Source organism: Sagittula sp. SSi028 (assembly GCF_048553715.1).
Lineage (GTDB): Bacteria > Pseudomonadota > Alphaproteobacteria > Rhodobacterales > Rhodobacteraceae > Sagittula.
Genome location: NZ_JBLZNC010000014.1, coordinates 1 through 14,688, shown reverse-complemented (window position 1 = coordinate 14,688; position 14,688 = coordinate 1). Strand labels below are relative to the sequence as shown.

Annotated in this window: 14 protein-coding genes and 1 pseudogene; 13 read left to right on the top strand and 2 right to left on the bottom strand. The window is 55.5% G+C overall.

Features of this window, described 5'->3' with window-relative positions; translation table 11 throughout:
- Window positions 1–113 precede the first annotated feature (113 nt).
- The 13 genes from ACN5AZ_RS17510 (at window position 114) to ACN5AZ_RS17450 (ending at window position 13,906) form a co-directional block, all read left to right on the top strand.
- Window positions 114–770, top strand: coding sequence for a TetR/AcrR family transcriptional regulator (locus tag ACN5AZ_RS17510; protein WP_419430197.1), 657 nt, complete (start codon window positions 114–116; stop codon window positions 768–770).
- A gap of 171 nt (window positions 771–941) precedes the next feature.
- Complete coding sequence (locus ACN5AZ_RS17505) at window positions 942–1,796, top strand: ABC transporter ATP-binding protein (protein ID WP_419430196.1); 855 nt, start codon at window positions 942–944, stop codon at window positions 1,794–1,796.
- Window positions 1,797–1,806: 10 nt separating this feature from the next.
- Window positions 1,807–2,580 (top strand): ABC transporter permease, encoded by a 774-nt coding sequence (locus ACN5AZ_RS17500; RefSeq protein WP_419430195.1) that lies wholly within the window; start codon window positions 1,807–1,809, stop codon window positions 2,578–2,580.
- A 65-nt stretch (window positions 2,581–2,645) separates the two neighbouring features.
- Window positions 2,646–3,671: an ABC transporter substrate-binding protein gene (locus tag ACN5AZ_RS17495; protein ID WP_419430194.1), complete on the top strand. Its 1,026-nt coding sequence runs from the start codon at window positions 2,646–2,648 to the stop codon at window positions 3,669–3,671.
- 85 nt (window positions 3,672–3,756) lie between these two features.
- Window positions 3,757–4,182 (top strand): nuclear transport factor 2 family protein, encoded by a 426-nt coding sequence (locus tag ACN5AZ_RS17490; RefSeq protein WP_419430193.1) that lies wholly within the window; start codon window positions 3,757–3,759, stop codon window positions 4,180–4,182.
- Complete coding sequence (locus tag ACN5AZ_RS17485) at window positions 4,179–5,072, top strand: polysaccharide deacetylase family protein (protein ID WP_419430192.1); 894 nt, start codon at window positions 4,179–4,181, stop codon at window positions 5,070–5,072. Before ACN5AZ_RS17490 ends, ACN5AZ_RS17485 begins: the two co-directional genes overlap by 4 nt.
- Window positions 5,073–5,232: 160 nt before the next feature.
- Window positions 5,233–6,660 carry a DUF6880 family protein gene (locus ACN5AZ_RS17480; protein WP_419430191.1) on the top strand — a complete coding sequence of 476 codons (1,428 nt, stop codon included), beginning with the start codon at window positions 5,233–5,235 and terminating at the stop codon, window positions 6,658–6,660.
- Between the two features lie 489 nt (window positions 6,661–7,149).
- Entirely contained in the window at window positions 7,150–7,875 is a 726-nt protein-coding gene (locus ACN5AZ_RS17475; protein ID WP_419430190.1) for a ribonuclease activity regulator RraA, read from the top strand.
- A 2-nt stretch (window positions 7,876–7,877) separates the two neighbouring features.
- Window positions 7,878–9,398: an aldehyde dehydrogenase (NADP(+)) gene (locus ACN5AZ_RS17470; RefSeq protein WP_419430228.1), complete on the top strand. Its 1,521-nt coding sequence runs from the start codon at window positions 7,878–7,880 to the stop codon at window positions 9,396–9,398.
- 531 nt (window positions 9,399–9,929) lie between these two features.
- Window positions 9,930–10,895 (top strand): Bug family tripartite tricarboxylate transporter substrate binding protein, encoded by a 966-nt coding sequence (locus ACN5AZ_RS17465; protein WP_419430189.1) that lies wholly within the window; start codon window positions 9,930–9,932, stop codon window positions 10,893–10,895.
- A gap of 209 nt (window positions 10,896–11,104) precedes the next feature.
- Window positions 11,105–11,539 carry a tripartite tricarboxylate transporter TctB family protein gene (locus ACN5AZ_RS17460; protein WP_419430188.1) on the top strand — a complete coding sequence of 145 codons (435 nt, stop codon included), beginning with the start codon at window positions 11,105–11,107 and terminating at the stop codon, window positions 11,537–11,539.
- A gap of 3 nt (window positions 11,540–11,542) precedes the next feature.
- Window positions 11,543–13,069, top strand: coding sequence for a tripartite tricarboxylate transporter permease (locus ACN5AZ_RS17455; protein WP_419430187.1), 1,527 nt, complete (start codon window positions 11,543–11,545; stop codon window positions 13,067–13,069).
- 117 nt (window positions 13,070–13,186) lie between these two features.
- Window positions 13,187–13,906: a FadR/GntR family transcriptional regulator gene (locus tag ACN5AZ_RS17450; RefSeq protein WP_419430186.1), complete on the top strand. Its 720-nt coding sequence runs from the start codon at window positions 13,187–13,189 to the stop codon at window positions 13,904–13,906.
- 299 nt (window positions 13,907–14,205) lie between these two features.
- On the opposite strand, the gene ACN5AZ_RS17445 is transcribed toward ACN5AZ_RS17450, so the two are convergent.
- On the bottom strand, window positions 14,206–14,487 hold the full coding sequence (locus ACN5AZ_RS17445) for a hypothetical protein (protein WP_419430185.1): 282 nt from the start codon (window positions 14,485–14,487) through the stop codon (window positions 14,206–14,208).
- A 37-nt stretch (window positions 14,488–14,524) separates the two neighbouring features.
- Window positions 14,525–14,688 (bottom strand): annotated as a pseudogene (locus ACN5AZ_RS17440) (transposase); the annotation flags it as partial.

Genomic DNA, 14,688 nt, shown 5'->3' with positions numbered 1-14,688 from the left:
GCCGGCGGATGCCTTTGGCTGTCATAGTTAGCGTGCAGTTTGGGGTTGGACTCAGTTTCCGCTTGCCTATTCACAGCTTGGCGAGGGTCAGTCGATCTGGTAGCGCTGCGCCTATGGCCAGGAACACAAGCAACCGACAGGAACCTCGATCACGGGATCCGGAACGGACCAAGGGAGAAATCCTGGAGGCTGCTCTATCTGAGTTTGCGGCAAACGGTTATGGCGGTGCTAGGATTCAGGCGATCGCACAGCGTGCGGGTTGTAACCCAAGATTGATATACCATTATTTTGGCAGCAAAGACGATCTTTATCTGGCAGCTTTACGAAGCATCTACGCCGAGCTTCGGTCGCGTGAAAATGAGCTGAATCTCGAGGCTTCGTCGCCTTGCGATGCAGTTCTAAAGCTTGCCGAGTTTACGTTCGATTTCTTTAGCAGCAACCCTGCATTCGTATCGATCACTCGAAGTGAAAATTTGCTGGATGGGCGTTTCGTTCATCAATTGCCGGAAATTAGTGAGCTTTCGAACCCATTGATCAGGAAATTAGACGGAGTTCTTAAGCGCGGAGCGCGGGCAGGTGAAATAAGGCCCGGGATTGATGCAATGCAGTTGTACGTCAGCATGGTCGCTTTAAGTGCGCATCATATCAATGCAATGCATACACTTTCGGCTACCTTCGGAACAGATCTGTCATCAACTGATTGGCGCAAGGCGCGGCGTACTCATGTAGTCGAATTGATCGCGGCTGCTGTAGCCCATCGCGAATCGTAAAGGTTTTTCGGTGGTTGAAGCCTCCACCAACGCATCAAATTGTTTCGAGAGTGACCCGATGGGCAGGGTTTGCTGCACCCGCAGCATAAAAATCATGCAGTCACAAAGTTAATTCAACGTTCGTTTACTTATGTTCTTCGCCTTTGCGTGCTTGTAAGGCACGCTTTTCGCATGAACATCACACCTACCATTCCCGCGAAGGCCGCCCGCAACGCCAAGCCAACGCCTGTCCATTCCCGCCCTGCTATTGCGTTGGAGCAGGCCTCTGTTGTTTTTGGCAGCGGCGATAAGGCTGTTACAGCGCTGTCCCCAACATCGCTTAAAATGGAGACAGGGGAGTTTTTGGCTCTCGTAGGGCCGTCGGGCTGTGGCAAGTCGACTATCCTGAAACTGGTCAGCAATTTGATCCGTCCATCGTCAGGGAACGTGCTGGTTGGGGCGCGCGAGGCGTCGGTTCGTGCGCTACGTATCGGCATGGCGTTTCAGAACCCGACCATGCTTCCCTGGTTGACGATCGAGCAAAATGTGATGATGCCGCTGAAGATCGTTGAACCGTTCAAGCACACATTCCGGCAGGACAAACGAGGTGCCTATCGGGACCGCGTTCACACCTTGTTAAAGCAGGTGGGACTGAGTGACTTTGCCAACCACTATCCGTGGCAGTTGTCCGGTGGTATGCTGCAGAGATCAAACCTGTGCCGTGCGCTTATACATGAACCTGATCTTTTGCTTCTGGATGAGCCATTTGGCGCTCTAGACCAGTTCACTCGCGAAGAGCTGTGGCAAACGATGCAGGATCTCTATATCAATCGAGCGCCGACAGTTCTTTTGGTGACGCATGATCTGCGCGAAGCCGGTTTCCTCGCCAGCAGGATCTGCGTGATGAGCGCGCGACCAGGCAGGGTGATTTCGGACGAGCAGGTTACGCTGCCTTACCCGCGTGACATCAGCATGATCTACAGCCCCGAATTCGTTGAAATGACCCAAGGTCTGCGCGAGATGATCGCACAGGTCCGTAGTTCCTGAGGGCCGCTTTATGTCTGACCGCGTACGTATCCGTCTTCTTTCGATCTCGCTTATCATCGGATTTTTCCTTTTGTGGGAAATTCTCTGCATCATGCTCGACGTATCAGATCTTGTTGTGCCGCGACCGTCCGCAATTCTGGTCACGATGTACGACCGCTTTCCAGTTTTGTGGCCGCACATTTTACAGACTTTGTCTTCGACGCTGATCGGTTTTGTGCTCGGCGTGACCATTGGCGTTACACTTGGAGTAATCGTCGGAACGTCCAAGGTGGCTTACGCAGTGGCCTACCCATTGCTAGTCGGCTTCTCATCGATCCCAAAAGTCGCCGTCGTGCCAATTTTTGTTTTATGGTTCGGCTCGGGCACCACGCCCGCAATCCTGACGGCCATGGTCATCTGCGTTTTCCCGATCGTGGTGAATATTGCCACCGGACTTGCCACCACCGAACCCGAGCTCGAAGACGTGCTTAAAACGATGGGTGCCTCCAAGACAGAGATCCTCTGGAACGTGGGGCTGCCGCGCGCAATGCCATATTTCTTTGCCTCCCTGAAAGTGGCGATCACTTTGGCCTTTGTCGGCGCGGTGCTGTCAGAGACAGTTGCATCCAACAAGGGGATTGGATTCGTGATGATGGCCGCCTCTTCGAACTTCCAAGTCACGTTGGTCTTTGCCGGTTTGATATTGCTCGCGATTATGGGGGTTGTTCTGTACGCGCTGTTTTCGCTGCTCGAACGTCGCATCACCGGATGGGCCACACGTGGCAACGACATTGCGATCACGTGAGCCGGTCCGCCGAAGTAAAAGTCTATCACTATTCAATAAATGATCACCAACAAGGGATGACAACTATGAAACATTCTATGATTGCTGCCGCTGTCGGCATCGTGCTCGGTGCTGTTCCGGCCTTTGCCGAAATGACCGACATCAAGTTTACCCTTGGCTGGAAAACCCAAGGATCCGATGCGCCGTTTCTGGTGGCCCTGCACAAGGGCTATTTTGAGGATGAGGGCCTGAATGTGACGATTGACCAAGGCGAAGGCTCTGCCGCGACGATTACGCGTATCATGGGCGGGGCATATGATGCGGGTTTCGGCGATATCAACGCGATCATTCAGAATGCGTCTGCCCGTCCCGGTGAGGCGCCGGTTATGGTATTCCAGATGTGGAACCGACCGCCGTTTGCGATTGCAGTGCCAAAGGACAGTGACATCACCGAGCCGAAACAGCTTGAAGGCCTGACGTTGGGCGGCGCACAGGGAACGCCAACGACCCGTCTCTTTCCTGTATTTGCACGGCTCAATGGCATTGATACCGATACTGTGGCCTACGAATCCCTCGCGCCGAACCTGCAAGAGCCGATGCTAATTCGCGGGGATATTGATGGTGCTTATACCTTTACTGTCTCTAGCTGGTTTAACTTGATCGCCAACCGCAAAGACCCAGCAGAAGATTTCACTTGGTTGAACTACGAAGACTACGGCATGGATCTTTATTCAAACGGGATGATGGTGTCGCAAGAGTTGTTAGAGGCAAACCCCGAAGCCGTCGCCGGGCTTGTCCGTGCCGTCACAAAAGCAACAATGGAAATCACCAAGGATCAGGATGTGGCTGTCGAATCTATTGTCGCATTCGACAATCTTGTGAATGCCGAATTGGAACGCGCCCGTCTTGAATTTGCTTTGACAAAATTGATGAACCATCCCGAAACTGCCGAGACTGGGATTGGCGGTCTCGTGGAAGAGCGTTTGGCCCGATCCATTGATCTCATTGTTGAGGGTTACGGCCTGGACGCGACGCCTGCTGCTTCTGAAATTTTCGACGGCTCATTTCTACCGCCGGTTTCCGAACGGATGCTCGACGTTGCACTGAACTGATCTGGTCACACCATCTCCCACACACGCCTTAAATGGAACTTATGGCATGTGTGGCGTTCCTAAACTCGCTGCAAGAAAGTTATGAATGGATATCGCCACCAACCCCGTAGCCGCCGCCAAAGCCATTGTTGAAGCCTACTTGGAGCGGTCAATGGTTCCGGACCCAGAAGGCGCCGCCCAGTACGTTTCTGACGGGCTATCTATAATATTTACCGGTGGCCGGCAATTTTCCAAACCCTCGGATTGCACCGATTTTAACGCCAAGCGATACAAATGGGTGAAAAAGAAGTTTTTGCGCACTGATGCGGCACTCGACCCGGAAACCGATGATGTGCATGTTTACAATACCGGCTATTTATTCGGGGAGTGGCTCGACGGCAGCGCGTTCGAGACCAATCGCTACATCGACGTTTTTGTTGTGCGTAACGGAAAGATCCAAAGCACACAGGTCTGGAATGACAGCGCTGAAATTCTTCTCGACAAAGCCGGTCTTGCGGAGGCCCCTCTTTGACACACCTGAAAAGTCATGGACGTTATGACTATAGCGCAATTTCCGCACGCCCCGATTATGAATGGCCCGGCGGGAAACGGTTGGCGGTATATATCGGGCTAAACCTTGAGCATTTTGCATTCGGCGAGGGACTGGGAGCAGAGCTCGCGCCTGGCGGGCCCCAACCAGATATCTTGAACTATGCTTGGCGGGACTACGGTAATCGGGTGGGTGCATGGCGAATGCTTGATATGTTCGATGCGCTCGAACTGCCGATCAGCGTGCTCGCCAACTCCGCAATGTATGACTATGCTCCATTACTGATGGAGGCGTATCGGAGGCGCGGAGACGAGATCGTCGGTCATGGCCGTACCAATTCTGAGCGCCAGAGTACATTGTCGGAAACAGAAGAGAAAAGGCTGATCGAGGAGGCAACTGAAGTGCTGCGGCATGCTGAAGGCGTTCAGCCACGTGGCTGGCTTTCGCCTTGGATAGCGGAAAGCCCAGTCACACCAGACCTTCTAAAGGCTGCGGGCTATGATTACACATTGAATTGGGCAATGGACGATCAGCCGATCTGGATGCGAACATCAAATGGCCCGCTTCTGTCCATTCCTTATCCGCAGGAGGCCAATGACATTCCGTCCATTATTGGCCGCAAGGACGGGGCAGATACTTTTGCGAAGATTATTCAGGATAATTTTGACGAGATGCTGGAGCAATCTGCGGCGCAGCCCCTGGTCATGGGTATTGCGCTCCACCCGTATCTCGTGGGCCAGCCCTACCGGCTTCGCGCTTTGCGTCGCGTTTTGCAGCACATTTGCCAACATCGCGACGATATTTGGCTGACCCGTGCAGGAGATATCTTCAATTTCTGCAATGATTGCGAAGCGATTCCCAAGCCCAGTTGAAACAACGCAGATGATCGGGCCAGTTTCTAGTCGAGCCCAGCCTTTATTGCGCGACCTTTCTTGCCACGGTTAACAAAGCATTTCAGTTTATACGACCACCTGCTTGTGCTACCCAGAGCGTCGCCTATCTTGTGACCTCACCGGAGGTAAAAGGCAGATTATGGCAGGCAAGCCCCTCAACAAGACCAACCTGACCGCGCTCGGGGCCGAGACGCTGGCAGAACTGCTGCTCGAAGCGGTCAAGGGGGACGCCGCCCGCCAGCGGCGTGTGCGCATGGCGCTCGCCGCCGATCAGGGGCCGGAAGCGGTGGCGTCCGATGTCCGTAAACGCTTTGCGCAGGTCCGTCGCGGCAGGTCCTTCATCTCGCGTAAGTCTCAGAAGAAGCTCGGGCAGGAACTCTCGAACCTCGTGCAGCTGATCGAGACGCGTATCGCGCCAGATGCGCCAGATAAGGCGTTCGAGCTGTTCTGGTCCCAGCTGCAACTGGCAGAGGGCATTTATGAGCGCACTGACGACAGCTGGGGCACGATTGGCGACACCATGCGCGGCGCGATGGAGGCCATCGGGCGCTTGGCGGACAGGCTCGACGCCAACCCCGAAAGCTTGGCCGATGACATCTTCGACGCTCTGACCGAGGACGGCTACGGCGCCTTTGACAATGTGATCCATGCCCTTGCCCCCGCGCTTGGACCCACCGGCCTCGCCACGCTAAAGGCCCGCGCGGAGACCGCCCGCGACGCCCCGCTCACCACCGCTGATCTTGCGCAATACGACTACATCTCGAACAAGACGGAGCGCGAGACCCGCGCCCGGCAATGGCGCAACCGCACGCTGGAGATCATCCTGCAGGACGTGGCCGATCAGCAAGGCGACGTGGACACGTGGCTGGCGCAATACACGCCCGAGCAGCTGACCCTGCACACCATCGCCCCCGCCGCCGCGACCCGCCTGTTGGAGGCCGGTCGCGCCGAGGAGGCCCTGATGCTGATCGAGACAGCCATCGCGGACTATACCAGCGACTGGCTCGATCCGCGCGAGTTGGACGACGTGCATTTCGCCTGCCTCGACGCTTTGGGCCGAAAGCACGCGCTGCTTCAGGCACTGTGGCAACGGTTCACCAAACGGCTCTGCCCAGACGCCCTGCGCCACCATCTGAAGCTTTTGCCCGACTTTGACGACATCGAGGCCGAGGACGCCGCCCGCCAAGTCGTGCTGGCTTACGAGCCGATTGAAGACGCGCTCTCCTATTGCCTCACGACCCGCGACATGCCCCTCGCCGCGCAGCTGATCGGCACCCGCCATGCCGAGATCGATGGCGACAGCTACGAGATCCTGACCCCGCTGGCCGAAGCCCTTGCCCCGCAACACCCGCTGCAGGCCGTCCTTCTCTGGCGCGCGATGATCGACTTTGCCCTGACCCGCCAGCGCAAAGGACGCTACGGTCATGCCTCCCGTCACCTGCAAAGCTGCGCTGCTGCGGACAACACTATCACCGACTACGGCCCGCATCTGTCGCATATCGACTATATGGCGCGATTGCGAGCCGACCATGCGCGAAAAGCGTCCTTCTGGGAACGGGTCAGATAGGGCCTTCAAGTTGCTTGAGCGGGAGGATGCCGAGGCCTAAGCAATCGTTTGGGACCAACTTCTCTAGGTCATGGAAGTCCTCGGGCTCAACGTTCTAGATTTATCTCGGAATTGGCGCGTCTTCCGACCTGCAAAGGCAGCCACTTGCCTTTCCAAGCCGTGTATCGACTACATCCATCGTGTCGAAATGACGCATCTTCCAGAGCGTTCGGGCGCAGGAGTTCGCAGAAACCGAGTAGGTAGGTGTTGTAAAAATTAGTGCAGCATATGTCGCCTTCACCCGTCTATTTCCGCATCCAGATGACATATTGATTACAAATATTGACAAATATGACTGCAGCCTGTAGCTCGTCAGTGAAGGCTTTCGGGCGAGCGGTATAACGCTTTGTAAAGTTCCCGGGTCAGAGCGGTGTCGCTGCCAAGGTGAGAGGAGGCTTGCCGAGGCAGGCCTTTCCTTGAGCGCTCGGCACTACACATGAGGAAGAAACAATGAACCAATGTATTCTGTCTGACGAAACACGGGCAAAGCTCCGCAAGGTGTCAACCGCCTCAGTGGCGACAGCACTCTACAAGCGCGGGCTGCGCAACCAATTCGTACAAGGAGTCACACCGGTTGAACGCAAGCCGGTGACAATGGTCGGCCCGGCGTTTACTTTGCGCTACATCCCTGCGCGTGAGGATCGCAACCCGATCACCGTGTTCCGGAATCGCGACCACAAACAGCGTGTGGCGGTCGAAACCTGCCCCGAGGGGCATGTACTGGTGATGGATGCCCGTAAGGATTGCCGCGCGGCGACTGCGGGTTCGATCCTGATCACCAGACTGCAACAGCGCGGCGCTGCCGGCGTTGTCTCGGATGGCGGTGTGCGTGACGCAGCGGGGATCGGCAGCCTAGACATGCCCGCGTATTTCGCGCGACCTTCTGCGCCGACGAACCTGACCTTGCATGAGGCGATCGACATCAACGTACCGATTTCCTGCGGTGACGCTGCCGTCTTTCCCGGGGATGTGATGTTGGGGGATGGCGATGGGGTCATGGTCATTCCCGCACATCTCGCCGACGAGATTGCGACCGAATGCACCGAGATGGAAGCCTATGAGGATTTTGTCCTTGAGCAGGTCAACAACGGCGCGGGGATCATCGGTCTGTATCCCGGCACTGATGACGAGAGCATCGTGAAATTCAATGCATGGCGCGAAAAGGTAGGACGATAAACATGACATATAAACCCCATGGCGACCACCTGATTGCTGGCAAGCGTGTCGGTGCCGAAGAAAAGTTCTCCTCGACGCCCGCCACCGGCCCCGCGCACAGTTTCTCGGCCGGCTCCCCTGCTCTGATCGCAGAGGCCTGTGCCTCAGCCCAAGCCGCTTCTACCGGGTTTGCGGCCACATCCCGCGAGGAGCGGGCGCTATTGCTGGAGGCCATTGCAGACGAGATCGATGCTCGTGGGGCGGACATTACTGCGATTGGCACCGCCGAAACCGGTTTGCCCGAGGCACGGCTGGAGGGTGAGCGCGGCCGTACGACAGGTCAATTGCGCCTGTTCGCCGCCCACATCCGCGATGGTGCCTACCTGGACCGGCGTTACGACGCTGCTTTGCCAGATCGTCAGCCATTGCCGCGACCGGACTTGCGGATGATGCAACGCCCCATCGGGCCGGTTGCCGTCTTTGGCGCGTCAAACTTTCCACTCGCCTTCTCGACAGCGGGGGGCGACACTGCGGCGGCCTTGGCGGCAGGATGCCCGGTGGTCGTGAAAGGTCATGGTGCGCATCCCGGCACCGGTGAAATTGTCGGCGATGCCATCGTCGCCGCTTTGACCAAGCGCGGCATGGAAGGTGGAATCTTCAGCCTCGTGCAAGGGGGGAGCCGCGCGGTGGGCGAGGCGCTCGTCACTGATCCCCGAATCAAAGCCGTGGGCTTCACCGGGAGCCTCGGCGGCGGTCGGGCGCTCTTTGACCTTTGCGCACGGCGCCCTGAGCCAATACCGTTTTTCGGCGAATTGGGCAGTGTTAATCCAATGTTCGTGCTACCTAGTGCAGCAGCCGCCCGGGGCGAAGCTCTGGGGACAGGCTGGGCCGCAAGCCTGACCATGGGAGTGGGCCAGTTCTGCACCAACCCCGGAATTGCTATCGTGATAGATGGGCCTGACGCAGATACATTTGTGAATGCCGCCAGCGAGGCTCTGAAAGCGGTCGCTGCGCAGACAATGCTGACCGACGGCATGGCAGACGCCTATCGCGCCGGAGCAAAGCGCGTGTCCGAAGGGGCCGGTGTCAAAAGCCTGCTGACCAGCACCTGCGAAGGCCGTTCTGCAGCGCCTTTCCTGTTTGACGTTACCGCCGAAAATTGGATGGCCAATGCTGAGTTGTCAGAGGAGGTGTTTGGCCCGCTGGGATTGGTTGTTCGCGTAAAGGACGCCGAACAAATGCAAGCGGTGGCAGCCGACTTTAGAGGTCAACTCACGGCAACCCTGCAAATGGACGATGACGACATCGATTTGGGTCGTACGCTTTTGCCTATCCTAGAGCAGATGGCTGGACGCGTGTTGGCCAATGGATTCCCGACCGGGGTGGAAGTATCGGATACGATGGTTCACGGCGGCCCTTATCCGGCATCCACAAATTTCGGAGCCACGTCCGTGGGCACATTGTCGATCCGCAGGTTCCTGCGTCCGGTTTGCTACCAAAATCTACCGGAAGCCTTGTTGCCCGACGATCTGCTAGAAGGATGACAGCAGATTGAGCCATCAGGCCTGCCGCGAGGAAAGTGGCAGGCCTAATTGGCCATGCATCACGGGTTCCTGTATCGCTTTTTCCAAGATGACGTGCGACGGCTTTCAGGGATACAACCCGAGCAAATGTCCACTTGCTTTACAAATTACGCCTAAATCGCAACTTTGAGGCTATAAATTTCGATAATTTGTATTGATTTGTAAAATTTCTGAGCATAGGCTGATCCTAGCTAAACCGACAAACGCCTTTCTAAAGCGACCTTTCGGTGAGGCGAACAGGGAGAGAAGGTTTCGCATTTACCGCAGTGGAGACGTGGCGAATGCGATTTCCGAATGTAACGAAAAGGGGCTGGTGAAGATTGCGGCCGTGTCACGCTGAATGCGGTCACTCTTCTTCAGCCTGCTTATCTGGCCCAATTGCGCAGGCCGCAACGACAAATAACCGAGCTTTTGATGCACGGCTTTTGCGGTCTGCTCAGCGGGCGCCGGACGCCATTTGGCACACGATATCTTTGGAGGAGGAAAAGAAAAATGTATTATAAAAGTCTGAAATCTGCATTTGGAATGGCGCTTGGGATCGCGGTTCTGGGGACATCCGTCGCGGCGGCAGATTTCCCCACACGTGATATCCGTTTGATCGTGCCTTGGCCCGCGGGTGGCGGCGCCGACGCGATTTCGCGCAAAATCAGCAATATAGCTGAACAAGATCTGCCAAAATCGATCTATGTGGAGAATATCGCCGGTGCCGTCACCGCGACTGGTTTGATCCAGATGACCAGCGCCCGTCCCGACGGTCATACCGTTGGTGTTTTAACATATGACAGCGTGATTACGCTGCCCCGCGGAGAAATGGTGCCAGGCTATTCACTTGATAAAATGAAGCCGATAGCCCGTATCACGTCAGAGGCTGATGCAATTGTTGTTTCTAAACAATCCGGCATTGAAAGCTATGAAGACTTGATTGCGCGTGCAAAGGAGAACCCCGGCGAAGTACGGCTCGGTGTAGCCCCTAAAGGTTCTGGCCCTTACCTATCCGCGATGCAGTTGGAAAAACTGCTTGGCGTGGATTTTAACGTCATCACATACGCAGGTTCGTCCAGCGCAGAAGCTGAAGCGTTGCTCTCGGGCGAGCTGGATGCAGCCATTTCGAGCTTGGGTGACTTCAGTGGCCTTCTTTCCTCTGGAGATGCTAAGGGTGTGGTGGAGCTGACTTCTGTACAGAATGCCACGTACACTGACGTACCAACATTGAAATCCAAAGGGCACGACCTGCAAACCGGCAGCTTTATTGTACTGGCCGCTCCGGCCAATACGCCAGACGAGGCGATCGATACCTTGGAAAGTACTTTCCGGGCTGCGTACGACAGCAAGGAGTTCCAAGACTGGCTTGCGCAGATTGGTGTGACGGCTGATTGGCTGGGCTCTGATGAGGTTCTCGATTGGATTGACGAGGTGCAAACCAAGACGTTCACCTTGATGGACGAACTGGAATTGTAAGCTCCTCATCTTTCATGTCTTCGGCACCATCAGCCGAAGACATGATCTCGGATTAGCTCGAAAACGCCGTGAACACGGATCTACTGCGGAGTGCCACAACCCCAGTTTGCGGTCCCAGGCGGGCTGGAAGGCGCGCCCAAAAGCACGACCCGCTGGTCGCCCACTTACTTACATCCCCGGAGAAGACGATGCTCTTTAACAGGCAACTAATGTTTCTGTATATCATGCTTGCAGTATCGGTTGGTTATCTGGTCACGGCCCTTGGCCTCGGCGCGCCAATTACCGAAGATGGGCTGACGCCTGCTTTCTTTCCGCTCCTTGTCGGCGCGGCGGCCATATTCTTTTGTAGTCTTCTGATCATGCAAGCCCTACGGGCCGAAGATGATGCCCAGAACGAGCCATGCACCGAAAAGTCCACCACTACTCATATCTGGGTGGTCGTGGCAATCTTTCTATACATCGTGGCGTTTAAACCACTTGGCTACTTTCTGTCGTCATTCCTTTTTGTGACTGCGCTGATTTTGCTCTTTTCATCTTTCGAAAAGCTGATCTTAAAGCTTGCCATATCTGCTGCCATTGTCGCGATTGCCTTTGGCTTGTTTCAACAACTTTTCGGGGTGCGTCTGCCGACGCTTTGGGGGTGAGATATGGATTTCATTTTCCTCGTTTTTAACAGCTTCTCTTTGCTGTTTGATCCAGTGAACTTCATCTATGTCGTATCCGGTTTTATAATCGGGACCATTTTTGCCGCTATTCCGGGCCTGACTGCGACGTTGGCAATGGCTCTGTTGCTGCCGCTAACGTATACGCTGAGCGTCGAAACCGCACTGATGGCCTGTGCCAGTATTTACATGGCTGGCATGACAGGCGGGTCGATTACCGCCACCACGATCAACATTCCCGGCGCACCGTCTTCAATGATGACGGCCCTCGACGGCTACCCGTTGCAGCTAAAAGGAAAAGGCGCCTTGGCGCTTGGCCATGCGGCGCTCGGCTCGATGATCGGTGGCGCTTTAGGGGCGCTACTGTTAATTGCACTCGCGCCTTTTGTCGCCGAACTCTCGCTTCTGGTAAAAACTACGGGCAAGTTTTCACTTTTGGCTTTTGCATTGATCGTCGTGGTGATTGCGCAGCGGGGCCGGATCCCCCAAGCAGGGCTTGCGGCCTGTATTGGACTGATGCTGGCAACTGTCGGCCTAGATGCGATGGAGCCGATCACCCGCTTTACATATGGGTTTGCCAGCTTAACCGCTGGTATTGACCTTATGCCCGTCATTATCGGAACCTTTGCCATTGCCGAAGTTCTGACCCAAGCCAGCACAAGAACGGACATTGCCGCTGCTGCGGCGGCCGCAAACAAGGTCAAGATCCGTCGCCGTGATTTCCTGCCGCCCCTCTCGGATATCCGCAAAATTGGACTCGGCTGCTATTTAAAATCCTGCCTTATCGGCTATTTTGTCGGCACATTACCAGGGGCGGGTGGATCAATGGGTTCGTTTCTTGCCTATACCGAGGCCATGCGTACATCGACGGAGCCGGAGACCTTTGGCAAGGGCAATCCCAAAGGTATCGCCGCCTCGGAGAGTGCCAACAATGCAGTTTGTGGCGGCGCCATGGTACCCATGCTGACCTTCGGCATTCCTGGCGATCCGATCACCGCAATCATGCTGGGGGTTCTGGTGATAAACGGTATCCAGCCCGGGCCACAATTGATGGCGGGTCAGGCTGGGTTGATCGCTCCGATGTTGGCCGCGCTTCTATTCAGTGCCGTGGTGCTTATCCCGCTGACACTGTGGTTGATTGGGCCTTACTTCATCAAGATCGTTTCCGTGCGCAAAGATGTGCTTTATGCCGTGATCGCGCTGCTGGCCGTGGTGGGAAGCTACGTGGCGACATATTCGACGTTTCAGATGTTCATGGCTTTGGGGATGGGGGTGTTGGCTTTCTACCTGCGGCGCAACGGATTTCCGGTTATCACGATGCTACTGGGCTATATTCTTGGCCCAAATCTCGAAGAATTCTTCCGGCGCTCACTTGCGTTGTCGAACGGCGACCCCACAACCTTCTTCACCAATCGTGATAGTCTCTTCTTCGTTCTGCTGACGCTCGTGTTTGTTTACTTTCTGGTCATTCGCAAACCGGCAGAACCCTCGGTCGTCGAAACCGCGAAATAGCACGTTTTGGGGGCGCCGCTTACACTCGCGGCGCCCAGCGTTTTTTTCGCCCTGCCACCACTGCTACTGTAATTCAGCGGAACTCAGTCTATACGGGGTACAGCGGAGACTTAGCTCTTGAGCAAGGAGAACACGTTGGCAGAAGCAAGGCGACCTTCTTTGGCAGATCAAGTATATGATCAGTTGCTGACGAAGATTCTTGAAGAAGAGTATCCGGTACATAGCAGGCTGCCCACTGAGGAGATGCTGGCCGAAACCTTTGGTGTTTCTCGGCCCGTCGTGCGGGGCGCACTTTCCCGCTTGCGTGACGATGGCATCGTACAGTCCCGACGAGGATCTGGCAGCTATGTGCTGCGCCGCCCGGATCGCGAATTGATAGGCTTCATACCCTTGGATTCTGTCTCGGATATTCAGCGGTGCTACGAATTCCGTATAGAGGTCGAAGGTGCCGCAGCCGCTTGGGCGGCGCGACGGCGCGACGATGACGATCTCGCCGCTCTAGATGCCGCCTACCTAGAGATGGAGCAAACTTATCACAATAATGCCCCCGGCGTTGAAGCGGATTTGCGCCTCCATCTGGCAATAGCCTGTGCGGCCAAGAACCCGTTCTTTTCTATGGTTCTTGAATCCTTGGGCGAGCAAATCGCCCACGGGGTAAAATTATCGCGCTCTTTGACCCAGCTTGACGCACCTGTCCGACAAGAGGTGGTGCTTGCAGAACACCGCGCAATACTCGACGCAATTCGGTTACAGCAGCCAGAAGTAGCCCAGGCGACGATGCGCCACCATATTGGCGCCGCAAAAGACCGAATGTTTATAAGCACCCAAGAAGAATAAAGCCCGAGTTCACAACCACTAGATAATGACCGCGGCAATGGCGATGGCCGAAAGAAAGATCTTCGCGCAGCAGTAATAGCGGCCCATTGCGGATATTGATCCAACCAAACGTCGCGGCGCCGCAGCTTCTCCGAAGCGGTCATTGGAGCAGTTGCGCAGCATTTTGATACGTTCGATGTCGGCATTGCGAGACTTTTCTGCCGTTCGCCGCGCCTGCAAAGTTTACATACCCCTACCCCCAGCAATACGCAGATAAAAGGCTTTGCAAAGTCTCGTCCTGTCTGACTGAATGTCTGACTTTAAAAAGGGATTTCATCGTCTATATTTCTTTGTGGTGCAGTTGTTACTTTTACGTCGCCACTAATTATTTCAAAGCCAGTCGATGGGTTTTTCGTGACCATCTGCCTGCGAGCAAATCTCTTGGCAAGTTCCGTGAAGGGCTGTTCTGCGCCGGGCGGTCGCATAAATCCAGCCTCAATGAAGTAACTGGTTAGCTTCTCAAGTATATTTTTGCTGATCTTAAAGCTTTTTGTCGTATCCTTGTTTGAGACCTCTGCGGCCAGCGCAGAACCAACCTTCACGCAACTATCGTCATCATCGACGTGGTAGGGTCAGGACTCATAGCCTATAGATGACGGTTACCGCGAGGGCGATGGCGGAGAGGAAGACCTTTTGGGCAGCGGTCGTAGCGCGTGGCGACACGCCGCCAGTCCTTGGGCCTGCCGAACATGATCTCGATCCTGTTGCGCCTTTTGTACCGGCGCTTATCATATTTCACGGTC